25 protein-coding genes and 1 pseudogene are annotated in these 21,806 nt (G+C 42.3%); 8 read left to right on the top strand and 18 right to left on the bottom strand.

The genetic code is table 11. The features are described from left to right. Nucleotides 1-35: 35 nt before the first annotated feature. Together PaeBR_RS11620 and PaeBR_RS11615 are read left to right on the top strand one after the other, a co-directional pair. Nucleotides 36-383: a hypothetical protein gene (locus PaeBR_RS11620; protein ID WP_410514959.1), complete on the top strand. Its 348-nt coding sequence runs from the start codon at nt 36-38 to the stop codon at nt 381-383. After that, nucleotides 289-654, top strand: coding sequence for a transposase (locus PaeBR_RS11615; protein WP_410515156.1), 366 nt, complete (start codon nt 289-291; stop codon nt 652-654). Before PaeBR_RS11620 ends, PaeBR_RS11615 begins: the two co-directional genes overlap by 95 nt. On the opposite strand, the gene PaeBR_RS11610 is transcribed toward PaeBR_RS11615, so the two are convergent. Both PaeBR_RS11610 and PaeBR_RS11605 read right to left on the bottom strand, forming a co-directional pair. Further along, a complete protein-coding gene (locus tag PaeBR_RS11610; protein ID WP_410514958.1) occupies nt 637-1,425 on the bottom strand; it encodes an alpha/beta fold hydrolase in 789 nt (262 codons plus the stop codon). The two genes, PaeBR_RS11615 and PaeBR_RS11610, sit on opposite strands and share 18 nt — an antisense overlap. Nucleotides 1,426-1,584: 159 nt before the next feature. Beyond that, on the bottom strand, nt 1,585-2,640 hold the full coding sequence (locus PaeBR_RS11605) for a zinc-binding alcohol dehydrogenase family protein (protein WP_410514957.1): 1,056 nt from the start codon (nt 2,638-2,640) through the stop codon (nt 1,585-1,587). Nucleotides 2,641-2,764: 124 nt separating this feature from the next. Between PaeBR_RS11605 and PaeBR_RS11600 the strand changes: the two genes are divergently transcribed. The 3 genes from PaeBR_RS11600 to PaeBR_RS11590 all read left to right on the top strand — a co-directional run bounded on the left by PaeBR_RS11600 (nt 2,765) and on the right by PaeBR_RS11590 (nt 4,705). Beyond that, nucleotides 2,765-3,142, top strand: coding sequence for a winged helix-turn-helix transcriptional regulator (locus PaeBR_RS11600; RefSeq protein ID WP_410514956.1), 378 nt, complete (start codon nt 2,765-2,767; stop codon nt 3,140-3,142). Between the two features lie 185 nt (nt 3,143-3,327). Further along, nucleotides 3,328-3,909 (top strand): LysE family translocator, encoded by a 582-nt coding sequence (locus PaeBR_RS11595; protein WP_410514955.1) that lies wholly within the window; start codon nt 3,328-3,330, stop codon nt 3,907-3,909. A gap of 19 nt (nt 3,910-3,928) precedes the next feature. After that, nucleotides 3,929-4,705 (top strand): AraC family transcriptional regulator, encoded by a 777-nt coding sequence (locus PaeBR_RS11590; protein ID WP_410514954.1) that lies wholly within the window; start codon nt 3,929-3,931, stop codon nt 4,703-4,705. Nucleotides 4,706-4,754: 49 nt separating this feature from the next. On the opposite strand, the gene PaeBR_RS11585 is transcribed toward PaeBR_RS11590, so the two are convergent. Together PaeBR_RS11585 and PaeBR_RS11580 are read right to left on the bottom strand one after the other, a co-directional pair. Continuing rightward, nucleotides 4,755-5,255 carry a hypothetical protein gene (locus tag PaeBR_RS11585; RefSeq protein WP_410514953.1) on the bottom strand — a complete coding sequence of 167 codons (501 nt, stop codon included), beginning with the start codon at nt 5,253-5,255 and terminating at the stop codon, nt 4,755-4,757. 41 nt (nt 5,256-5,296) lie between these two features. Then, complete coding sequence (locus PaeBR_RS11580; protein ID WP_410514952.1) at nt 5,297-5,722, bottom strand: hypothetical protein; 426 nt, start codon at nt 5,720-5,722, stop codon at nt 5,297-5,299. Between the two features lie 292 nt (nt 5,723-6,014). Between PaeBR_RS11580 and PaeBR_RS11575 the strand changes: the two genes are divergently transcribed. Both PaeBR_RS11575 and PaeBR_RS11570 read left to right on the top strand, forming a co-directional pair. Next, nucleotides 6,015-6,548 carry a CDP-alcohol phosphatidyltransferase family protein gene (locus PaeBR_RS11575; protein WP_410514951.1) on the top strand — a complete coding sequence of 178 codons (534 nt, stop codon included), beginning with the start codon at nt 6,015-6,017 and terminating at the stop codon, nt 6,546-6,548. Between the two features lie 33 nt (nt 6,549-6,581). Then, on the top strand, nt 6,582-7,037 hold the full coding sequence (locus tag PaeBR_RS11570; RefSeq protein WP_410514950.1) for a hypothetical protein: 456 nt from the start codon (nt 6,582-6,584) through the stop codon (nt 7,035-7,037). A gap of 54 nt (nt 7,038-7,091) precedes the next feature. Here the strand turns inward: PaeBR_RS11570 and PaeBR_RS11565 are convergent. The 11 genes and pseudogenes from PaeBR_RS11565 to PaeBR_RS11515 all read right to left on the bottom strand — a co-directional run. Continuing rightward, nucleotides 7,092-7,430, bottom strand: a pseudogene (locus PaeBR_RS11565) (GNAT family N-acetyltransferase); the annotation flags it as partial. A gap of 37 nt (nt 7,431-7,467) precedes the next feature. Then, entirely contained in the window at nt 7,468-8,280 is an 813-nt protein-coding gene (locus PaeBR_RS11560; protein WP_410514949.1) for a GNAT family N-acetyltransferase, read from the bottom strand. Between the two features lie 127 nt (nt 8,281-8,407). Next, nucleotides 8,408-9,172 carry a VOC family protein gene (locus tag PaeBR_RS11555; RefSeq protein ID WP_410514948.1) on the bottom strand — a complete coding sequence of 255 codons (765 nt, stop codon included), beginning with the start codon at nt 9,170-9,172 and terminating at the stop codon, nt 8,408-8,410. Nucleotides 9,173-9,175: 3 nt separating this feature from the next. Then, nucleotides 9,176-10,015: a pyrroline-5-carboxylate reductase gene (proC, locus tag PaeBR_RS11550; protein WP_410514947.1), complete on the bottom strand. Its 840-nt coding sequence runs from the start codon at nt 10,013-10,015 to the stop codon at nt 9,176-9,178. Then, a complete protein-coding gene (locus PaeBR_RS11545) occupies nt 10,000-10,845 on the bottom strand; it encodes a MetQ/NlpA family ABC transporter substrate-binding protein (protein WP_410514946.1) in 846 nt (281 codons plus the stop codon). Before PaeBR_RS11545 ends, proC begins: the two co-directional genes overlap by 16 nt. After that, nucleotides 10,845-11,876, bottom strand: coding sequence for a uroporphyrinogen decarboxylase family protein (locus PaeBR_RS11540; RefSeq protein ID WP_410514945.1), 1,032 nt, complete (start codon nt 11,874-11,876; stop codon nt 10,845-10,847). Before PaeBR_RS11540 ends, PaeBR_RS11545 begins: the two co-directional genes overlap by 1 nt. Before the next feature lie 31 nt (nt 11,877-11,907). Next, nucleotides 11,908-12,567 (bottom strand): methionine ABC transporter permease, encoded by a 660-nt coding sequence (locus tag PaeBR_RS11535; RefSeq protein WP_410514944.1) that lies wholly within the window; start codon nt 12,565-12,567, stop codon nt 11,908-11,910. Then, nucleotides 12,542-13,585, bottom strand: coding sequence for a methionine ABC transporter ATP-binding protein (locus PaeBR_RS11530; RefSeq protein WP_410514943.1), 1,044 nt, complete (start codon nt 13,583-13,585; stop codon nt 12,542-12,544). Before PaeBR_RS11530 ends, PaeBR_RS11535 begins: the two co-directional genes overlap by 26 nt. After that, complete coding sequence (locus PaeBR_RS11525) at nt 13,578-14,753, bottom strand: amidohydrolase (protein WP_410514942.1); 1,176 nt, start codon at nt 14,751-14,753, stop codon at nt 13,578-13,580. Before PaeBR_RS11525 ends, PaeBR_RS11530 begins: the two co-directional genes overlap by 8 nt. A gap of 34 nt (nt 14,754-14,787) precedes the next feature. Further along, a complete protein-coding gene (locus PaeBR_RS11520) occupies nt 14,788-16,002 on the bottom strand; it encodes a trans-sulfuration enzyme family protein (protein ID WP_410514941.1) in 1,215 nt (404 codons plus the stop codon). A gap of 7 nt (nt 16,003-16,009) precedes the next feature. Next, on the bottom strand, nt 16,010-16,690 hold the full coding sequence (locus tag PaeBR_RS11515) for a GntR family transcriptional regulator (RefSeq protein WP_410514940.1): 681 nt from the start codon (nt 16,688-16,690) through the stop codon (nt 16,010-16,012). A gap of 463 nt (nt 16,691-17,153) precedes the next feature. On the opposite strand from PaeBR_RS11515, the gene PaeBR_RS11510 reads away from it, so the two are divergent. Then, the gene (locus PaeBR_RS11510; RefSeq protein ID WP_410514939.1) at nt 17,154-17,678 is read left to right on the top strand and encodes a hypothetical protein; all 525 of its coding nucleotides are present in this window, start codon (nt 17,154-17,156) and stop codon (nt 17,676-17,678) included. A 77-nt stretch (nt 17,679-17,755) separates the two neighbouring features. Here PaeBR_RS11510 and PaeBR_RS11505 read toward each other — a convergent pair whose 3' ends face one another. The 3 genes from PaeBR_RS11505 to PaeBR_RS11495 form a co-directional block, all read right to left on the bottom strand. After that, complete coding sequence (locus PaeBR_RS11505) at nt 17,756-18,931, bottom strand: sugar ABC transporter permease (protein ID WP_410514938.1); 1,176 nt, start codon at nt 18,929-18,931, stop codon at nt 17,756-17,758. A gap of 11 nt (nt 18,932-18,942) precedes the next feature. Further along, on the bottom strand, nt 18,943-20,463 hold the full coding sequence (locus tag PaeBR_RS11500) for an ATP-binding cassette domain-containing protein (RefSeq protein ID WP_410514937.1): 1,521 nt from the start codon (nt 20,461-20,463) through the stop codon (nt 18,943-18,945). A gap of 93 nt (nt 20,464-20,556) precedes the next feature. After that, nucleotides 20,557-21,657 carry a sugar ABC transporter substrate-binding protein gene (locus PaeBR_RS11495; protein ID WP_410514936.1) on the bottom strand — a complete coding sequence of 367 codons (1,101 nt, stop codon included), beginning with the start codon at nt 21,655-21,657 and terminating at the stop codon, nt 20,557-20,559. Nucleotides 21,658-21,806 lie beyond the last annotated feature (149 nt).

The following is a 21,806-nucleotide window of genomic DNA, read 5'->3' as shown; positions in this document are numbered from 1 at the left end:
TTCCCGCCAAGTCCAGCGCCGAATTTGTCGCCCGAATGGAGGATGTTTTGGAGACGTATGCCCTGCCTTACGATCCTGAAATCCCACTAATTTGTATGGACGAACAGCCGATTCAGCTTCTGGAGGATTCTCGTCCATCCGAACCGATGAAACCTGGGCAAGTGCGGCGTGAAGATTACGAATACGTACGAAAGGGAAGCTGCAGTGTGTTTTTGTTTACGGAACCGTTAGCTGGATGGTCACGTACAGGCAAGCGAAAGACGAACCAAAGCAGATTGGGCACTTCAAATCCAGGAATTACTGGACGTTCACTATCCCGATGCGAAACGGGTTCGGCTCGTCATGGACAATTTGAACACGCACACAATCTCTTCGTTATATGAAACCTTTCCGCCAGAACAGGCCTTATCTTTAGCGAAACGATTGGAAATCCACTACACTCCCAAGCATGGAAGCTGGCTAAACATGGCCGAAATTGAACTGAGTTCTATGACGATCCAATGTCTGGATCGGCGCATCGGCTCTATCGAACAATTGCAACGCGAAATCACGGCATGGGAAGTTGATCGCAACCAGGCACAAAAGTCCGTGGAGTGGCACTTTACCACTCATCAGGCCAGAGGCAAATTGAAACATTTATACCCTGAAATTTGATGCGGTCAAGGTACTAGTGAATGTCTGCAGACTACTTCTAATCTTCTGATCCGCCCACTCTTCTTCGCTAGGAAGAAATAAAACAGGACATTGTACCTTCTTGTAATATTGCTCAAACTTCATATCCCAGTATTTTTGAATATACTCAGTTCTAACACGGTTTAAATAACAATAAGTAAAATTACTGTTTTGCATCTGTTGTAAATTATTTTCAAAGAAGGCTGCGAAGTATTCATTCCATAATCCTTGCTCTGTTAATTTTGCTCGTTCTTCCTCGAGATACTCTTCTTTAGTTTCGAATACACGTTCCACTCTTTCAGCTAATTGAGCCCGAAGGCTTTCCTTTTCATGTTCAATTTCTTCCTCTGTACCATTAAATAACCCATGTTCTCCAAACTCATTATATAAAGCTCCCTCACATATAAGGGATAGAACGAGCTCTGGATGTGACGCAGCTAAACTAAGCCCAACCTCAGCCCCCATTGAACTACCTACGATATGGCAGTGGTCTACGTTTAATCGCTGTAACAGTAAATAAATATCGTTAGCTATATCATCAATGTGATATCCTGTTTCGGGCTTGTCTGATTTGCCATGTCCACGACAATCAGGAGCAATGATACTGTATTCCCCCTCAAATTGCGGTATGATTCCTTCCCACATGTTCAAATTCCCGCCACTAAAGTGAAGAAACAAAACAACGGCCTTATAATCTATTGAATATCTTACATTAATCCCTATATGATCTAGCTTGATCATTTCCTCTACCATTTTCTAAGCCCCCAATGCTATGTACATTCCCTATTGAAAAAATACTAATTATAACATTTTTATATATGTCAAAACCCCCTCTTTTTCCTTAATCAAATCTCCTTTTATATGGGAATATAAACACGGAACAAAAACCATGGGTTAATCTGTGAAGATTTATTAGAAATTTTCCAATACAATCTTTCCTATCGATCTTCCTGTTTCCATTTTTTCATGTACTAAACGTAGATTTGTTGCATTGATTGGTTCCAGGCGTTCAGTTAAGGTAGTTTTCAACTTTCCGTTATCGATTAAATAGGCCAGTTTATTCAGCAGATCGTGTTGTTTGATCATATCTTTGGTTTGGAACATGGATCGGGTAAACATAAGCTCCCATACAAACGTGATACTTTTAGCAAAAAGCAGGTCCATATCCAAACTTCCCGCCCAAGAAGCCTTATCTGCAGGAACGATTGAACAAATCTTACCTTGGGGGGCTATGACCTCTGCCATATTCGCAAAATGTTGTACCGTGTCATTTAAGCAGAATATATAATCCACGGTCTCAAATCCAATATCCTTGAGTTGCGGTGCAAAATGGTTATTGTGGTTGATAGTAAAATCCGCCCCTTGGCTTTTGGTCCACTGGATTGACTCCGGACGTGAAGCGGTACCAATTACAATTAGACCTGCTAATTTGGCAAGTTGAGTAGTAATCGACCCTACTCCTCCTGCTGCACCGATAATGAGTATGCTTTTATTTTTGTTTTTGTTTTCTTCTACGCTATGACTGATTCCTAAACGATCAAATAAGCCTTCCCAAGCAGTAATCGAGGTAAGCGGTAAAGCCGCTGCTTGTGCGAAATCCAAACTCTTCGGCTTGTATCCCACAATTCGTTCATCTACCAAGTGAAATTCACTATTACCCCCTGGGCGAGCCACACTCCCCGCATAATATATCTCATCTCCAGGTTTAAACAATTGACATTCAGGTCCAACCTGTTCAACGATCCCAGCTACATCCCAACCAAGAATTTTGGGTGATTCTGCTTCATAATTGTTTGTCTCACGAACACCCAAGTCGGCAGGGTTAACAGAGATGGCTTTTACTTCTACTAGTAGATCACGACCTGTAGGAATCGGTTTTTCTATATATAGATCAACAAGGCTCTCCGGATCGGATATAGCGAGATATCGGTAAGCACCGACTGCTTTCATTTTTTGGTGATTGCTCATATTTTTCTTCCTTTCGTATTGGTATATCGTACATTTGAATTATATGTTGTATACTTACTTTAAGGAAGTACGCAGAATTTTATTATATAGTATTAAAATTCATACCATTGAGAGGGGCAGAGTGATGGGAGATCGAAGAAACAAATACGGTACTAGTCCAAACATGGAAGGATGTCCTGTAGAGACAACTCTAGATGTCATTGGCGGAAAATGGAAAGGGATCATTCTCTATCATCTCATTGACGGAACGAAAAGATTTAATGAATTCCGGCGTCTCAATCCGGGTATTACGCAGTTTATGCTTACACTTCAGTTACGGGAGCTTGAACGGGATGGCATCATTCACAGAGAGGTTTATAAAGAAGTTCCGCCCAAAGTGGAATACTCTCTTACTGATTTTGGAAAAACATTGGAACCGATCATAGTATCGATGAAAGCATGGGGGGAAACTTATAAAATCAGACTTAACGGCATTAGAGCGCCACAAGGGGAAGATGTTTAAGTACAATAACATAACCTAAAATAACCCCCGTTGCCTTCCGTCACTTTTAACGGTCAGCAAGCGGGGGTTTCGTTTTAGTTGAATTCTCTCATTGATTATATCTGTTGGTCCAGCTGCAATAATATACTATAAACATTCAAGACATACGGTGTATATTCATGTGACTACTTTACAGGAGGGTCATCATGAATATTACGTCTTTTCTTATCTATTGCGTTGTTGTTACATTTACACCCGGGCCTGCCAATATTGTTATTCTATCTTCCGTGCAACATTTTGGCGCAAAAAAGGCAATGCAGTATGTATTCGGAGCTACGATTGCTTTTGGTCTGTTACTTGCCGCTTCTGCCTTACTAAACCGTACTCTTACCGGGGTCATCCCGAATATATTGAGCATTATGCAGATTATCGGCAGTTTATATATGCTCTACCTTGCCTATCAAATCTATAAAATGGATTCAACGGTAGCCAAAAATAATCAATCCGCCAATTTTGTCTCAGGCTTACTTATGCAATTTATTAATCCCAAAGCTATTTTGTTTACACTGACCGTTATACCCAGCTATGTTATGCCCTACTATACTTCATCACTTGCTTCGTTCCTGTTTGTTATAATCATAACTGTAATAGGGTTCTTAGCATTTTCGACATGGGTTGTTTTTGGCACAGTCTTCAGGAGATTTCTGCAAAACCATCAAAAAGTGATTAATACCCTGATGGCGCTTTTTTTAGTATATTCTGCAATTATGGTATCGGGATTGATATAGAGAGTTGGGGGCGAAAAGCGTGGAGAAATTCAGCTATAAAAAGTCGGCAGATATCCTGGCATTATCGGCAAGCTTTACTGATTTTACATATAAAAAGCATTGCCACGAGGAATATGCACTCGGTGTAACCCTGCGCGGCATCCAGCAATATAACTTGGACGGCAGTTTTCAGTCATCCCATAAAAATGGCGTAATGCTGTTTAATCCCGAGCAGTCGCATGACGGCAATTCATATGGTAAGGAAGGTATTGATTATGTCATGTTGTATATCAAGCCGGACTTATTTTTAGAGGTATTAGGCAAGAAAGAATGGGTACGTTTTACTTCTCCTATTGTCTACGATGACAAATTGGCACAATGCATATGTTCCCTAAATCACGCTATACAGAACGGTAAAGAGGAATCTCTGTGCAGCGACCTGCTGCTAACATTAGTCGACCTTGTTTCCCATACAGAAATAGATACAGGGATCAGAAAAAATAATAAACTTGTTAAAAAAGCGAAGGAAATGATGTTCTGCAGTATTGAAAATGTGCTAAAGCTGGATGACCTCTGCAAAGAGTTTGAACTGTCAAAATATCAGTTTATCCGGGAGTTTAAGACGCATACAGGAATATCGCCCTACCAATTTTTTCTGAATTGCAAGGTAGAGCACGCCAAACAGTCCATTGAGAAAAACAAAGATGTCTACTCAGCTGTAGCGGAATGCGGATTTGTGGATCTAACTCATCTGAACAGGCATTTTAAAAGTATGTTTGGAATAACCGCGTATGAATACATGTCTCAGCTCCATTGAGCTTCTGCCCCAACGGGAACCAATCGACCGGATTATTGCACACTGAAGTTTAGTTGAATGGTTCCGTGGGCGTATTATTTTGTATCGGCTTTGAACCCTGTGTTCTTTTACGTTTAGGAGTTGAAGAGAGATACTTAAAATTCCCGAAATCTAACACCACAATCTGACCATTCGATTTTAAACTTATGTTTTTATAATTTGGTTTTTTATACCGAGTTGTGATTTCATAGGGGATAATTCCATGTCGCTTGAATTCGTGCTTTAATTTGAATATCCTTTTTTTATAGGCTTTGGTTTTTGGGATTTTTCTGGTGTATTTCTTCATGATTAACCAACGATACCTGGAATTATAACTAAAAATCTCGGCCAGATTTTTTTTAATGTTGTATGAAGATGATTGGTATAGTTTAACTTCAATTTTGTTGCTTTTAATTCCAAACTTCGACTTAGCTAATTTCAGAACTTTTCCATTTCCTAAATCATATACTATACGTCTAGATCCTACGCCGATAATTTTCCTCACTTTAAACACTCTTTTAAATGTATTCATTAGCCACTCCCTCGGGTATGACCTCTTATCACAGCTACAGTTCAATGCCTGGACTTAATTTTGAAATTTCCGTAGTCAATCACGATTATTTCTCCTCTACGATTCAAACGTAAATTGGTTAGACTTGGTCCTTTATGAGTCATGGAATACATATCCCGCGGGATGATTCCGTTCTGTCTAAATTGTCTTTTTAATTTCAAGTATTTCTTTCGGTATTTACCAGAATCATGAAAAGGTCTTGCATATTTCTTCATAACTAACCATTTATATTCAAATCCGTATTCTATAACTTTGGCGAGATGTTTCCTTAAAGGAATTGCTCGTTGTGAGTGATAAAGTAAAAATTCAGTCTTATTACTTTGTAACCCAGACCTAGACTTTGCAACTTTCAGAACATTACCATTACCGAGATCAAAAACATTTCGTTTGCGACCTGAACCGATTAATTTCATTCTCTTGTCCGTCATAAACTCATCTCCCTGACCCTGGATATCGCAATAAAAGCGAGTAATGTATCCCATAATTTATATATTATGTAATGAACAAGAATTTGTTAGGGCTGACTACATTTAAGTAACCGATTATTAATGGCATGTTGTTAAACTCCATTTAAATTGTCTTCACGGAGTGTTATTCTGTAACAGTGCTACTATTAGTTGCTCATGTCCAACGATTCACTTTACTCTTGCTGGTTATATACTGTTCTGTTTTCAGCCCAGTAGTTACGTTTTAAAAAATATTGCTGAGAGGACCTACACTTTGAAACACATTGCGAATATCATTTCTATAAGCAGGATTATCCTTTTGTTTTCCTTATTTTTCTCATTCAGCAATGCCTTGTTATTTTCCGCTTTATATCTGATCTGCGGGTTAAGCGATGTTCTGGATGGATTTATAGCACGCAAAACTGGAACAGAAAGTGAACTAGGGGCCAGATTGGATTCGATTGCTGATTTAATACTTTTTGGAGTGATTACCGTGTCTGTTATCCTATGGCTAGGGAGCGAAATATTAATTTTTATGCCTTTGATTATTATTACTGCCTTAGTTCGTTGTGCAAATATCGCAATAGCAGCATACAAATATCATTCTTTTGTTATTTTACATACTTGGGGGAATAAGATCACCGGTATATTGCTTTTTATGGCTCCGCCGTTATTCATTTTATTCCAGGAATTTGCAATATTTTGGCTTGTGTGCATTGCTGCGGTTTTATCGGCTGTGGAAGAAAGTGTCATCCATATCTCTTCCACAGCACTAAACATTAATAGGCGAAGTATCTTTAAATCTTAATTTAGAAGCACAATCAGAAGGAGTGATAGGGAAATGTTGGTGACGATGCAACGTGATGTTTTTGAAATGATGGATGACGGGGCGTTAATTTCTGCCTGCTTTAAGCCACTCATCAAGACATACAAAGAGGTAAGCAGCAAAGACGGTGATACGGGCGATTTTTACCGTAAACTGACCTCCAGCCAGCAAGTATTATTTATTTTCAACACCTATTACAGCCATGTTATAGAGTCGGCAGAGGAGTTCTACTGGTGGAGCGCCTTTTTTCTGGCACAGGAGGTAAGATGGACTGTATTAAACGAGAAGATGCGCGAGCTTGGAGATCTAGAATTCGTTTCACTTCTGCAAGACGTTGAAGGCATCCTCCATACCCGCGATTCGCAATACACCAGAATCCTTTGTAACGTGGACCTAGATCACATAAAGCAGAAATTATCTCAAAGAAAATTAGGATTAGGATTATCATGTCTCAAACAACCAAACAAATAACATTTTGATTCAATATTAGGCGTAAACGTGATGTTTGGACGATAATTGGTGGTTAGAATTTTCTTTTGCCCATTTCATTGCAGTATTTAACAAAAGACTTGCCGTTTTAAACTTTGCCCCTCGAAACTCTTTATGTACAAACATCTTTCTTAAAGCAACTTGATTATTGCCTATATCTAAAAAGCTGATTGTACCCACTACTTTATTGTCATAAAGTGCCACCCAAAAGTTTCCAACTCCATTTTGATAAAAATCCTCGATAGTAAACAAGTCAGGCTGGTCATTCCTTGTTATCTGAATTTTGTATTCTTGTTGTTGAATATGAAGTATTAAATCTACGACTTGAGTTTGATACTCGTTAGAGTATTCTCTCACAATGAGACTATTGTTCATAAATGACACCACCTAAAAAAATTAAGTATGTATTCCTCTACTCAGCCAGCCTGTAATAAGGTATGGTAATTGACGGCGTAAAGCCCAGTCGCTGGGCCAATTTGTAGGAACCTTCATTTTCCAACCGGCATGCCCATACGGGCTCTAATTGATTATTCAGACAATAATCTATCAGTGCGGAACAAACGGAATACGCGTATCCCTTCCCGCGGTATGCTTCTGAGGTTTCAATTCCGATCTCCAACTGATGCTCATTGCGAAAAGCCGAAAATGCAGTTGAAGCAATCTCTCCGTTTTCCAGCAAACTGTATGCAATACCATCTGTAAGGAATTGGTCCGCATCTCTCCAAAAGCACTTAGGGGTCACACTTCCGGATAGGGATAGATATTGTTCCTTCGTTGTCTGCATAACGTTGTGTTCATGATTATGTAACTGTTTCTTCGTTCTCTGATAGGCTTCCAGGTCAAAGCTGAAATTTACTCTTGTTTGTTTGATGATAGTATTCTCATGAACGGTACAGTTATAGGAATTTATAATAGAATCAATAGTACCTGTCCAAGCTCCCTCTGGTGCAACCTGCAGCCACTCTGGTTGGTTCCTGATCCGTCGGGTATTGGTTATATACTCATAAAGATTGTGTTGAAAATATTCATTGTCAGTATTTCCGAATAGCAAGGACATTCCATACGGATGCACCACATAAAACGAGCTTGGTGCTTCGACACAATCCACATAGATCGTACCGGGAATACGTTGTCGGATAACCGCCTCGGCAAACATCGTGTTGATCTTCACATGACTTAAAGGCGCTATCGCTTTGTTATAATGCCTATTCTCTAGTTTTATCATATCCTGTCCCCTCATTCCGATAGATGATCCCATACACAGGTTTCATTTTATAACAAAAAAACCTATAAACAAAGCTGCCATAACAGCTATGTCTATAGGCTGAAAATTGTTTGCAATGACATCGCTTTTAAGTGAAATCATATTCTCCTTCACCCATCCGAATGGTTTTCCCTTTTAGCTTAATAGAATCCGTTTCAAAAATCACCTGTTTGAATTGGTTCTCGTCGCCTTTTACGAAAACAAAAAACTTATCGCCAATCTTAAGGGTGACGGATTTGTTTTCTGATTCTGCTACAGACAGTCCAAACAAATCCCCCCAATGCCCAGCGGCTGCTGCCGGATCGGAGACATGGAATACCGCTCGTTTGATTTCGGCATGACCGGCAGGATGAGGCTGGATGATGCCGGAGGCCGTTAACCTCTCCAATCTTTCCGCATCTGTTCCTTTCCACTGAATAATAAAAGGATACACTAATCCCCCAAAATCGCCTTCAATGATCATCATACGCCACTCTATTAATCTGCCGTTCGCATCCAGACGCTTGCCATCGATAATAGGAGATAATGTTAAGCCTGCCGCTTCCAAAGAAGCAGCCATTCCTTCAATATCATCGGTCCGAATAACGACTCTGCTCAAAATCTCATGCTCTGGCAAGGAGTCAACCGCATCTTTCACCACACGGTTATGTTCCGTTGCCTTCGCTAATTCAAGATTCTCAATGCCCAGAAACTCGATATAGGTTAAACCAAAATAACTTAAAGTATTAAAGGTTCCCCATTCTTTGTGCGAACCTCCCTTGAAGGCAACCAAGCCGTGTTCTCCAAAGATTTCAACCGGTTTGTCTAAATCGTTGAAGTAATGAACAAGATGATCCCACTGTTTCGTTGCCATCGTCTACTTCGCTCCCAACTCAGTTGTCCGCTTTACGGCTGCCAGGACACTTCTTTGCAGGCCAGCCGCGAAATCACTGTTGTTCAGTTCGTACAAGCCATGAATACCTACACCGCCGGGCGAGTTATTAATGTCAAGCAGTTGTCTTGGATGCAGGCCGGTCTGCTGCAGCATGACGACCGCTCCCGTGATATTTTCCAGCGCAACCTTCCACGCTTGTTCCCGCGGCAATCCGGCAAGTACACCGGCATCCGCAAGAGATTCAATGAAATAATAAATATAATTCGGTCCAGCCACACCAAATCCGGTGAAGATATCAATGTATGATTCGTCCATATATTGTACTTTTCCGAATCCGAGCAAGAAATCGGCCACTTGATCTTGAGTAGCGTAAGCATTTAAGGAAACCCCGCTATAGCCATATCCCGTGTCGGTCAACGTATTGGGAATGACCCGGATAATGGGGCGTTCAGCTCCAAAAAGGTCGGCCAGCTTCTGGATCGTTACACCCGCCACAATCGAAACGATTGCGGCAGTTGGTGCAGCGAATTGATGTACAGCTTGTCCCAGTGCAGCCAAATCATCCTGTGGCCGGACTGCAACCACAATCAGGTCAGCTTCAGCGAGACAACTCTCTTGAGAGTTGCCCGTTGTTACTCCGTAAGTTTTACTCAAAAACTGAAGACGCGCCTCATTGATATCCATTACAGTGATCTGATCCGGAGATACGGTTTGATTGGATACAACCGCCCGAATGATCGCCTCGGCCATTTGTCCGCCGCCAATAAAATGAATCTGTTTCTTTGTCAACCCGCCCACTTCCTTACTTAATTGTTTTTCCATGCTTCAGGCAGAATGAATCCGTCATATTTCTCTATACCAGTGATATATTCTTCAAACTCCGGGGACTCATAGGCGGCTTTCAAGTCTTTGGCCCATTGGGTGTTTTCATCTTTCTTATTAACCGACACAATGATTCTGTGCTGCATTGGCGTATTTTCAATTTTCAATGCGTCTGTAATCTTTTTGCCGGCATTTGCAATGTAATTTCCGTTTACCACTCCAAAATCCACATCTTCCAGCGATACCAGGATTTGAGCCGGGTCCAGAATTTTAATATCGATGTTATACTTGTCCGGCTCCATGCTGTTAATGTTAAAGTCAGCCACACCTGCTCCTTCTTTAATTTTTATCCAACCAAGCTCTTCCAGAATGCGAAGAGCACGTTCCTGGTTAACCGGATCATTGGGGACAGCAACGGTTGTACCATCTTTTACAACATCGAGTGTGGTGTGCTTTACAGAGTAAAGACCTTGCGGCGCACCCGGCACATAAGCAATGCCAACCATATCCGCATCGATTTCTTTGTTAATCGCCTCCATATACGCTGTACTCTGGAATATACTGGCGTCAATGGAGCCTTCCTTCATGGCGGGGTTGACCTGCATGTTTTGAGAGAAGGTTTTAATATCAACGGTGTAGCCTTTGTCCTCTAAAATCGGCAGAATCGATTGGCGGAATTGCTCTTCATACGTTCCAACACCAAATCCGACGGTAATCTCTTTCTTTTCTTCTTGTCCTGCACCCGTATCTGTGTTCTTTGCTTCATTTTGGCCGCAAGCCGTCAACAATACTACAACCCCAACTAAAAGAACAAGAAATAACTTTTTCATTATTTTGTCTCCTTTTCAAAAACGGATTTTTTAAGCTGTTGCAGAGCCTCATCGGTTACGTTAAGCGGGATTGCACAATTTGGAGCCAGAATAAAAGGTTGATCTTTCATGAAGTTCAGCGCCTCTTCTGCCTGCTTTTGAATTTGAGGAATGTCATTTGCCGCAAATAAAGCATGATCGACCCCACCTACCTTTGTTGCTTTTAAAGCTGCATCCAGATCCGTGTTTCCATCAGCCTTTGTGTCCCAACTGATCCCGTCTATAGGGTAGTCGTTAAATCTCTCCGGCTGGGCATAGGCACCGCAAGTATGAAGGACATTTTTCCCATAATGAGCAGCCTCCAATACAATAGAATCATAAGGCCTGGAAAATTCATTAAACATCTCTTCATTAAACAAGCCCGGGTGAGCCGTACCCGTCACCGCATAGAACAATCCATCCGATCCCGCCTGCTTCAGTTCTTTTACATAATCGGCCATAGTTAATGAAATGACATGCAGCGCATGATGAGTTGCCGCTCGATGCTCTTTAAACAAAGATTCCAGCGTGACAGGATTCTCGATGCCAAAAACCGTTTTAGTCACATAAGCAGATCGGCCTACTATAAACAGCAAAACCGTTAAAGGTGAAAAGACCGTTTGAATCAATGGTGTATCTGGCAACCCTTGACGAATCTTTCGCACCCCCTCCAATTGCTCCAATAATGGCGCTGAATGTACAGGATTTATAACCTCGAGATTCCAAAGATTATCGGCTGTTGAAATAACGGTCGTTTTCTGCCTGGGAAATACGGTTTGATAGTCCTGAAAGTCATACACATTTCCCCAAGCTTCCGCCAGATAGGTTGCTCTAGGATTAATTTTGACCCAATCCCAATCATATTTTTTGGTAAAAGTGATCGTCGTCTCCGCCAAATCTTCCGCATTTTGTTCCTTGTCAATAAAATGACGCCAGCCGCTGACAATCGGACGATCCGCCCGTTCCCCGGACAAGATAGCGTTAAACCGGTCCTGCTTGCTCCATTTACTCACTTGTCGTTTTCCTCCCTGCCTACGTTAATGACTAATAGCGGCGAATCTTCCTCGCCAAAGTGTTTCCCAATGATTGAATGCCCTGCACGAAAATAATAAGTATAAATACCGTGGCAAAAACTACAACGGTGTCAAATCGCTGGTATCCATATACAATAGCCAAGTCTCCGACCCCGCCGCCGCCGACCGTTCCAGCCATCGCAGTCGCGCCGATCAACCCGATGGTCGCGGTCGTCAAGGACAGGATTAACGATCCGACGGCCTCCGGTAATAAAAAGTACCAAATCACTTGAAACGGTGTAGCCCCCATCGCCTCTGCCGCTTCAAGAATTCCCGGATTGACTTCAAGCAGAGAGTTCTCTACCAGGCGGCCGATATAAGGCGCGATATAGATAATAAGCGGTACAATCGCCGCGCTTGTCCCAATCGAAGTATGGACTATCATCCGGGTAAACGGAATAATGGCGACGAGCAATATAATAAAAGGCAAGGAGCGGATAATGTTGATCACTGGATTTAAAATGGAGTACAGCGCTTTGTTCTCCAAAACACCGCCGGGACGGGTGACCACAAGTAAAATTCCAAGAGGGATTCCAATTAAAGAACCCACAAACAGCGACATCCCTACCATATGAAGGGTATCGACGATCGCCTCCATAAATTGTTCAGTTGTAACTGTCGTTGACATCATGCTTTTCCACCTCCTCCACAACGACTCCGCTGTTCTTCAGGAATGACAGAGCCTTGTTAACCTCAGCCGTCTCTCCTTTTAACTGAATAATCATTTTTCCTAATGTCGTTTCTTGAATCTCAGTCATATTTGCAAATAGAATATTGACCTTCACATCGCAGGAACGAATCATATCATAGATAATAGGCTCAGAAGCGCATGGCCCTACTAATTCAAGCTTGTAAAGCTGACTTCCGGGATCAGTTTTTAATGATTTTAGTACGCTGTTTGTTATGCTGTTTTGAATAACGGTTTTCACAAAATTTTGCGTAGTCGGATGCTTGGGATGTCCGAATACCTCCAGAACGCTTCCTTGCTCAATAATCCGTCCTTCTTCCATGACCGCCACCTTGTTGCAAATCTCCTGAATGACAGACATTTCATGGGTGATGATCATAACCGTGATATTGTATTCCGCATTAATTTTTTTCAAAAGTTGTAAAATCGAGCGCGTCGTCTGCGGATCAAGCGCTGACGTCGCTTCGTCGCAAAGGAGAATGGAAGGGTTCGAGGCAAGCGCTCTTGCAATCCCGACGCGCTGCTTCTGCCCGCCCGACAATTCACTCGGATAGCTGCCCGCTTTGTCACTTAATCCAACAAACTCAAGCAGTTCCAGGACACGCTTACGAATCTCGTTTTTATTCATTTTCAATAAAACTAGGGGGATCGCCACATTATCAAATACTTTTTTCGATTCCAGCAGGTTAAAATGCTGAAAGATCATTCCGATATTTTTTTTGGCGGCACGCAGCTCTTTAACGCTGTATTCGCCCAAATCATGCCCATCGACAAAAACCTGTCCTTTCGTGGGTCTTTCCAAATAATTGACTAAACGGATCAATGTACTTTTCCCTGCGCCGCTATAGCCGATAACCCCAAATATATCGCCTTTCTCGACCTTTAAATGGATCCCCTTTAAGGCTTCATTCGAGATCCCTTTCCGGGTGTACGTTTTATAAATGTCCCGTAATTCAATCATATACATTCCTCTCTTTCAGTTTCACCAGCGCTTGCTCCGCCAATAAAGCAAAATATTTGGCAGCCGGCAATATTGCAGCCTCATCCACATCGAAACGCGGATGATGCAGCGCATAGGCGGGACCTGTTCCGATATTCACAAAAGCGCCCGGTATTTTCTGTAAATATAAGGAGAAATCTTCTCCTCCCATTTGCGGCGGAATATCATGCACCTCATAACCTGCCTGGTTCGCGATCTCTTTGGTAAAATCGGCCCAATACCCGTCATTTACCGTTGCCGGCGGGCCTGGAAACCAATGCAACCTGGCCTCCGCTCCGGCTGCCGCGGCAATTCCTTCTATGATTCGTGTCATTTTTTCCGGAATACTACGGCGAATCTCTTCACTATGAGTTCGAACCGTGCCTTCCAGTTCAACGATCTCCGGCAGTACATTCCAAGTGAACCCCCCATTGATTCTGGTTACACTTAGCACAACCGGCTCCCTTGCGCTGCTCTGGCGGCTTACTATCGTTTGAAGCGAGGTAATGATTTGAGCCGCCGTTACAATAGTATCTACACCATTCTCCGGAGTTGCGGCATGAGCGCCGATCCCTTTCACCGTAATTTCAAACCGGTCAACCCCTGCTGTTAAAGCTCCGGTTCTCGTTCCAAACGATCCTGCAGGCAATTCCGGTGAGTTATGAAGACCAAATATAGCCGCCACATCTTTAAGCCCATCCGTTGCCAAGACACTTTCAGCCCCGTGACCGGTTTCTTCTGCTGGCTGGAACAATACTCTAACCCTTCCGGGCAGCTCAGCTTCACGGGCTTTCAGCAAGTATGCAGCACCTAAAATGACAGCTGTGTGAAAATCATGACCGCATGCATGCATTTTCCCCGGAACCTGTGACGCAAAAGGCAAGCCGGTCTGTTCTTCAATCGGGAGCGCATCAATATCACAGCGTATGGCTGCGATCGGTCCTGCACCATGACCGATTTCTGCGATGAGTCCCGTTTGTAAAGGGAGGTCCAATATACGAATATGGGCCTCTGTCAGCCATTTCCGCAGTTTCTCTGTTGTTTTGAACTCTTCATAAGAACATTCGGGCTCCCGATGAAGGTTTCTTCGAACGTCTATTAATTGACTGCCCAAAGCTTGTTCAATCTCATCCAACGGTTTAGTAGACATGCGCTTCCTCCTAAAAGTTTTGTCAGCACTATGCTTATTTCGTTATTGTTTTCGTTTCAGAAGTAGAAAATAGAGCTGTAAGAGCTTGATCGAAATCTCGGATAATATCATTCGCATCTTCTAACCCGACCGAAACACGAATTAATCCGTCCGTAATCCCGAATTTCATTCTTTCTTCCTTTGGAATAGAAGCATGAGTCATAGATGCCGGATGCTGTACCAATGTTTCCGGATCTCCCAAGCTGAATGAAATCATCGCTAATTTCAGTGAGTTTATGAATCTTTTCCCCTCAACCAGGCCTCCCTTTACTTCGAAAGAAACAATCCCTCCCATTCCCTTCATTTGCTTTTTGGCCAGCTTATGTTGAGGATGTGACTCTAAACCTGGATAAAAGACTTTATCGATGAAAGGATGAACTTCGAGGTATTCAGCAATCTTCTGGGCGTTGCTGCAATGCTTTTCTACCCGTAAGGCCATTGTTTTCATTCCTCTTAAAATCAAGAAAGCGTCCCAGGCATTTAAGTTTTGCCCCAAATCACCCATCAGTTTCTTTCTCATAAACTGGATAATGTCTTTTTTTCCTACAATAAATCCAGCCAACACATCCCCATGGCCATTAATATATTTAGTAGCGCTGTGTACCACAACATCGGCCCCAAGTTCCAAAGGCTTTTGTAAGCAAGGGCTCATAAATGTGTTATCGACAATGACGGGCAGCTGACAGGTTTGGCAGGCTTCTGTAATTTTTCCAATATCAAGGATTGTTAATTTTGGATTAGAAGGAGTTTCAATATAAACTGCTTTTGTATTTGGCTGAATAGCCTTAATCATGGAATCTATATCCGTACAGTCGACAAAATCAAATTGGATGCCAAATCGAGGTGCCAAAGAAGTCAGGAAGTTATAGGTGCCTCCATAAACATCCTTGGTTACAAGGACATGATCCCCATGCTTCAAAAAACCGAGCAGAGCAATGGAGATTGCCGCCATTCCACTGGAAACTCCCAAAGCATCTTCTCCACCTTCTAGTGCAGCGATCTTTTTTTCCAATGTGCGGGATGTAGGATTTCCGTATCTGCCGTAATAAACACCTTCCTCCTCACCAGATACAACGGCTGCTGCTGTTTCTGCATCAGGGAACGCATAAGCGACTGCAGGTACGATGCTTTGAGAGATGGCGCCTGTTTGAGGGTCGGGAAACTGGCTTTCATGAATAATCTTCGTATCCATACTCCATTCTCTTTTCATGTAAAACTCAATCCTCCCTGTTTGCTTGAATTCCTTTTAATCTCCCCAATGCAGAGGCTAGACTGCTTAATATATGATCCTGCATCGCTTTTTCCGCGCCGTCTTCATTCTTGTCGGCTATCATTTGTAAGATCAGGTTGTGCTCTTCATCTGCCTGTGTGCTCCAATCTCCATGCATGGTAACAAATCGGCAATAGCGAAGCGCATGATCTCTTAAGTGATTCAAAATTTTCACAAATGTTTTAAGATCACTCATTTCAGATAAATAATCATGGAATTCAAAGCCGTAGGAAACAAAATCCTGAGTGTCGCCTGACCGAAAAGACCGTTTCATATTTTCAATCATGGCCGTTAAGTTTTGAATATGTTTATCCGTGGCATGTTTAGCGGCATTCTTGGCAATATAACCTTCCAGCATGCTGCGAATAAGAAATATTTCTTCAACCTCTTTCATTGTTACGGACGCCACTCTCAACCTTCCATTCGGTTGCCGAACGAGAAACTCCTCGTTCTCTAATCTTTGTATAGCCTCTCTTAAAGGCGTGCGGCTAACTCCCAGCAAAGCTGCCAAGTTTTCTTCATGCACGATTTGATCAGGCTTCAACTCGTTATCAATAATTTTTTGTTTTAATGCAAAATAAGTGGTGTCCTTTGATAACCTTCGCGTTCGCATAACAGAATTGTTCATAAATCCATCCCCTAATCAATATGCTGCTATATAGGATAAACTAAAGATTTTGTTCAATGCTAAGGGTATTCACCCGTAACTACGGAGAATGTTTGGACTTCCGGCCGCTGCCCATCCCCAGATGTTTTGGATTAACCGCTTGCTGCGGTGAACATTCGGGGACAAAGGCGGTCGCTATCGCTCCTACAGTTCCAAACTTCCCCTCCCTTACTCTCCCCTTTTCATCATTTAATTCTTTAGTTCGGTTTATATAGTTCTCGCCTTCAAAAGTATAATTGTATAATTGTATACAATATCGTAGATTTAGCCTTATAATACATACAGAAAACGAGCTTGTCTATACTTAGATGTCAATTTTAATCACATTGTAATGTTTAATATCAAAATATTAACAGATTTCACCTAATTGTGTTATGTATTCTAACACGTTTAATATTTCAACTTTTATTTCAGGGGGACTTCTATGCGAAAATGTCCATGGTTGTTTGGAATAATTTTTCTTTCACTCGCGTTAATTACGGGATGCAATGAAACTGCATCGAATGATGACAAAGCAACTGCAGAAGTAGACAACGCTGTAAAAGCAGCAGAGAAATACATAAATGTGGAATATGACATTAAGGCTTCTGAGGATATACTGTCCGACGAATCCGTTCAAAAACGAAATGAAGAGATGAAACCCTTTTTTACGGAATACTTTTTTAAAAAGGCGGCCGATACCCGTTACACACTTTTACCTTTGCAAATTGCCCATAAACAGAAGCTTTCTTTAAAACCGGAGAACCTTCACTTTAATGTTGAAAAGCAAAAGAAGGGTATTATCGAGTTAGAATATACCTTGGACCTTTTATTGTTGGATCAGGAAGGCAAGGAAAATAAACGTATTCCCATGGAGGGTATACTGACTCTTTTTGATGTTAAGGGGCAATGGCTTGTACAGGGTGATAGATACGATGAGCCTGCCTTTGAGAAACTCATTGTAAAATGAGATATATACACAAAAAACGCCGGAGCGCTGCCTGTCAGCGCTCCGGCGTACTCTTAACTGCCTTGCAGAACTATGAACTACGCTCTTTGTTTACGGGTGATAACATCGAAGATAACAGCGGCAGCGAGCACACCGCCACGGATCATGTACTGATAGGAAATTCCGACTCCGAGTAAATTCATACCGCTGGAAAGGGACGCCATTACGACCGCACCAATGATGGAGCCTGTTATTTTACCTATCCCGCCGGCAGCCGATACGCCGCCTACATAGGCAGCTGCAATCGCATCAAGTTCAAATAAAGTACCTGCGGTCGTTGTAGCGGATTGCAAGCGGGAAGTAAACAGTATACCGGACAAAGCAGACAACATACCCATGGAACCGAACACAATATACGTAATTTTCTTAACGCTGATTCCGCTTAAATGTGCGGCTTCCGGATTGCTTCCGACGGCATAAATATGCCGTCCAACTACGGTAGACGTTGTCAGGAAGTGATAGATTACGACGACGAGCATCACAATAACCACAGTCCATGAAAATCCGTTGTAACCCGCTAATATCCAGGTGATATAGGCAATGATAGCGGATACGAAAACGATTTTTACTGCAAACATGCCATTCGAAATGACTTCAAAATTATATTTGAGTTTATTATTTCGCTTGGAGAACTCAAAGTAAATGAACAGAACGATAATCAATGCCCCAATGATCAGGGACAGCAGATTCAACTGGCCCACTTTTGCGATCGATGGAATGAATCCATTGCCTAAGGCGTTAAATTGTTCATCCTTAACAATGATCGTTCCGGTTTTTTCAGTTACCCGCAGCAGGGCCCCCCTGAATATCAACATACCGGCCAATGAGGCAACGAACGAAGGAATTCCCATTCGAGCAACCAGAAAACCATTAAACATGCCGACGATTATTCCCATTACCAGGATAGCCGGGATTGTGATAAACACGGATACTCCTGCCTGGGTAAGAAGGATTGCTGCTATAGCTCCCAGAAATCCGGCCGCAAAGCCGACAGATAAATCAATATGCCGAATAACAATGACCAACGTCATCCCCACCGCCAAAACAGCAATATAACCTGTGGCATCGATAAGGTTACTGATATTCCGTGATGACATAAACAGTCCATCGGTCATAATTGAAAAAGTCAGCATAATGACGAATAAAGCAATATACATCCCATAATCCCGAATGTTAACCTTGATCAACGACTTCGCTTCATTAAGTAATTTCACCGGTCTTCCTCCTATTGCGTAGCAAGCTTCATTATTTTTTCTTGGTCCGCTTCTTTTACAGGCAATTCACCTTTGATTTTCCCTTCAGCCATAACGTACACACGATCGCTCATGCCTAATACTTCAGTCAGCTCGGATGAAATCATGATGATGCTCATGCCTTCACTGATCAATTTGTTCATGATCGTATAAATTTCAAATTTAGCTCCCACATCAATGCCCCGTGTAGGTTCATCCAGTATAAGCACGCTGGGATTAACAAATAACCACTTGCCCAAGGATACCTTCTGCTGGTTCCCGCCGCTTAAATTGCCGACCAGTTGTTCAACCGACGGCGCTTTTATATTTATTGATTTTTTGTATTCGTTGGAAACTTTCACTTCTTCATTGATGTTGATTACTCCTTGCGGGGCAATCGCACTCAGATTACTGACGGAAATATTTTGTTTGATATCCTGTATCAAAAATAGGCCGTCACCTTTACGATCTTCCGTAACATAAGCGATTCCCGCATTAATTGCGTCTTTGGGATTTTTAAAACCTTTTTTGACACCGTCCATAAATAATTCGCCACTTACTTTATAACCTTTCGGGTTGCCGAAAATGCTCTGTGCCAGTTCTGTACGTCCTGAGCCCATCAAGCCTGCTATACCGACGATTTCCCCTTTTCTCACATTGAGATTGGCTTCTTTCACCACATCCCGGCCCAGCTTGGGATCAAATGCCGTCCAATTCCGGATTTCCAGCACCTTCCCGCCAAATTGTTGATTGCTGCGCTTAGGATAGATATCATCGATTTCACGGCCGACCATGTTCTTGATAATTACGCTTTCGGAGATTTCATTTTTGGCAGCATCGAGAGTACAAATCGTACGGCCATCGCGGAGAACGGTGACTTGGTCCGCAATCGCGATGACTTCTTTCAGCTTATGGGAAATCATAATGCTTGTTATTCCCTGGGTTTTCAGTTCTCTAAGCAGCTGGAGCAGATTTTCGCTGTCGTCTTCATTAAGCGCAGCTGTCGGTTCGTCCAGAATGAGCAGCTTGACATCCTTGCTTAATGCTTTGGCGATTTCAACTAGCTGCTGCTTGCCTACGCCAAGATCCTTGATCAGAACTTCAGGGTTTACATTAAGATTTACTTTCTTCAGCATTTCTTTGGCTTTAACAATCGTCTGATTCCAGTCCACGAGCGAACCCTTTTTCACTTCATTGCCCGCGAAAATATTCTCATAAACCGTAAGGTCAGGAAACAACGCAAGCTCTTGATAAATAATTGCAATGCCTGTTTTTACACTGTCGCTGATTCTCGAGAAACTCTGCACATTGCCTTCAAAGATGATATCCCCTGAATAAGTTCCATGAGGATATACACCGCTAAGAACCTTCATTAAGGTTGATTTGCCAGCGCCGTTCTCGCCGATCAAACAATGAATTTCACCTTTATTCACCTTGAAATTAACATTGGAGAGCGCTTTTACACCCGTAAATTCTTTGGAGATATTGTTCATTTCTAAAATGTATGGATTCATTAACCTACACTCCTTAACAAAACAAGTCATAGAATAGAGGAATAGTGATAGACGTATCTATCACTATTCCGTCCAAGCTATGTTTATGTGCGATTATAGACCTGTGAATTCGCTGGCTTCATAGTACTTGGAATCAATAAGCGATGCTTTAACATTGTCTTTGTCAACTACGATAACGTCGGTTTGTTTAGCTTGCACATCCACTTTACCGTTGTTATAAGAACCGGTCGTTTCAGGCTCTTTGCCATCCAGAATGGTTACGGCCATGCCCATTGCATCTTTAACAAGGTTCCGAACATCTTTAAATACGGTCATCGATTGTTTGCCGTCAATAACGTATTGGATGGAAGCTTTTTCAGCATCTTGGCCTGTTACTACGAAGCTCGTGATTGCACTGTCCGTAGCGAATACGTCAGCGATTGAACGTGCAGTACCATCATTTGGAGCCAGGATCGCTACATCGCCTTTTTGGTCGGCAGCGGCAGCTGTCAAGTGAGTTTGAGCTTTGTTCTTGGCTTCGCTGGGATCCCAGTTTGTAGTTACCTGGCTGATGATTTTACTCAGCTCTTCACGGGAAAGCTCAGCTTTATCCTGCAAAGTTACAGCTTCGCTGGAGTTGGCAATTTTGAAAGTGCCGTCAGCGATCTTAGGTTGCAGAACTGTCCAAGCGCCTTCGAAGAACAAAAATGCGTTGTTATCCGAAGCGGCACCTGCGTACAGGTACAGTGGTTGGCCGCTGCCTTTAGCATTATCAACCAAGTATTGAGCTTGAGCTTTACCTACAGCCACACTGTCAAAGGTTACATAGTAATCAACTGCATCTGTATTGGTGATCAAACGGTCATAAGAGATAACCTTGATGCCTGCTTTTTGAGCTGCTTCAACGGAAGCTGCTGCTGCGTCGCCGTCTTGAGGGCTAATGATAAGAACTTTGATGCCTTTCGCGATTAAGGAATCCACATTTTCTTTCTCTTTAGCGGAAGACCCTTGGCTAAACAGGATTTCTACCGAGTATTTAGTACCCTTTAATTCATCTTTAAATCTTTGCTCATCCTGAACCCATCTAGGTTCATCTTTAGTTGGCAATACGATCCCCACATCGACCTTGCTGCCACTATTTCCGCACGCTGATACGATTGCTGTTAGCATCAGAACAACGAGCATGAGTGGAATCGCTTTCAAAAGCTTTTTCATTTCAGAAAACCCTCCCTTTGATTTGGCTAATACTGTTTTTCATACATGATATTATCATTGGCTTTATTCTCCGGGAATAGAAAATTCTCCTTTGTTTCTTGAATATACTCATATTTCTACACTTTCAAGGATGCCCACTTTATAGAAGT

It is taken from the genome of Paenibacillus sp. BR2-3 (genome assembly GCF_046529485.1).
Classification (GTDB): Bacteria; Bacillota; Bacilli; order Paenibacillales; family Paenibacillaceae; genus Paenibacillus_AQ.
Note: the sequence above shows the minus strand (reverse complement) of the source record. Positions and strands in the feature narration are given on the sequence as shown.

Coding starts and splice junctions, on each gene's coding strand:
- PaeBR_RS11620 (WP_410514959.1), top strand. CDS start 36: ATGGAGGATGTTTTGGAGACGTATGCCCTGCCTTACGATCCTGAAATC.
- PaeBR_RS11610 (WP_410514958.1), bottom strand. CDS start 1,425: ATGGTAGAGGAAATGATCAAGCTAGATCATATAGGGATTAATGTAAGA.
- PaeBR_RS11605 (WP_410514957.1), bottom strand. CDS start 2,640: ATGAGCAATCACCAAAAAATGAAAGCAGTCGGTGCTTACCGATATCTC.
- PaeBR_RS11600 (WP_410514956.1), top strand. CDS start 2,765: ATGGGAGATCGAAGAAACAAATACGGTACTAGTCCAAACATGGAAGGA.
- PaeBR_RS11595 (WP_410514955.1), top strand. CDS start 3,328: ATGAATATTACGTCTTTTCTTATCTATTGCGTTGTTGTTACATTTACA.
- PaeBR_RS11585 (WP_410514953.1), bottom strand. CDS start 5,255: ATGAATACATTTAAAAGAGTGTTTAAAGTGAGGAAAATTATCGGCGTA.
- PaeBR_RS11580 (WP_410514952.1), bottom strand. CDS start 5,722: ATGACGGACAAGAGAATGAAATTAATCGGTTCAGGTCGCAAACGAAAT.
- PaeBR_RS11570 (WP_410514950.1), top strand. CDS start 6,582: ATGTTGGTGACGATGCAACGTGATGTTTTTGAAATGATGGATGACGGG.
- PaeBR_RS11560 (WP_410514949.1), bottom strand. CDS start 8,280: ATGATAAAACTAGAGAATAGGCATTATAACAAAGCGATAGCGCCTTTA.
- PaeBR_RS11555 (WP_410514948.1), bottom strand. CDS start 9,172: ATGGCAACGAAACAGTGGGATCATCTTGTTCATTACTTCAACGATTTA.
- proC (WP_410514947.1), bottom strand. CDS start 10,015: ATGGAAAAACAATTAAGTAAGGAAGTGGGCGGGTTGACAAAGAAACAG.
- PaeBR_RS11545 (WP_410514946.1), bottom strand. CDS start 10,845: ATGAAAAAGTTATTTCTTGTTCTTTTAGTTGGGGTTGTAGTATTGTTG.
- PaeBR_RS11535 (WP_410514944.1), bottom strand. CDS start 12,567: ATGATGTCAACGACAGTTACAACTGAACAATTTATGGAGGCGATCGTC.
- PaeBR_RS11530 (WP_410514943.1), bottom strand. CDS start 13,585: ATGATTGAATTACGGGACATTTATAAAACGTACACCCGGAAAGGGATC.
- PaeBR_RS11525 (WP_410514942.1), bottom strand. CDS start 14,753: ATGTCTACTAAACCGTTGGATGAGATTGAACAAGCTTTGGGCAGTCAA.
- PaeBR_RS11520 (WP_410514941.1), bottom strand. CDS start 16,002: ATGAAAAGAGAATGGAGTATGGATACGAAGATTATTCATGAAAGCCAG.
- PaeBR_RS11515 (WP_410514940.1), bottom strand. CDS start 16,690: ATGAACAATTCTGTTATGCGAACGCGAAGGTTATCAAAGGACACCACT.
- PaeBR_RS11510 (WP_410514939.1), top strand. CDS start 17,154: ATGCGAAAATGTCCATGGTTGTTTGGAATAATTTTTCTTTCACTCGCG.
- PaeBR_RS11500 (WP_410514937.1), bottom strand. CDS start 20,463: ATGAATCCATACATTTTAGAAATGAACAATATCTCCAAAGAATTTACG.
- PaeBR_RS11495 (WP_410514936.1), bottom strand. CDS start 21,657: ATGAAAAAGCTTTTGAAAGCGATTCCACTCATGCTCGTTGTTCTGATG.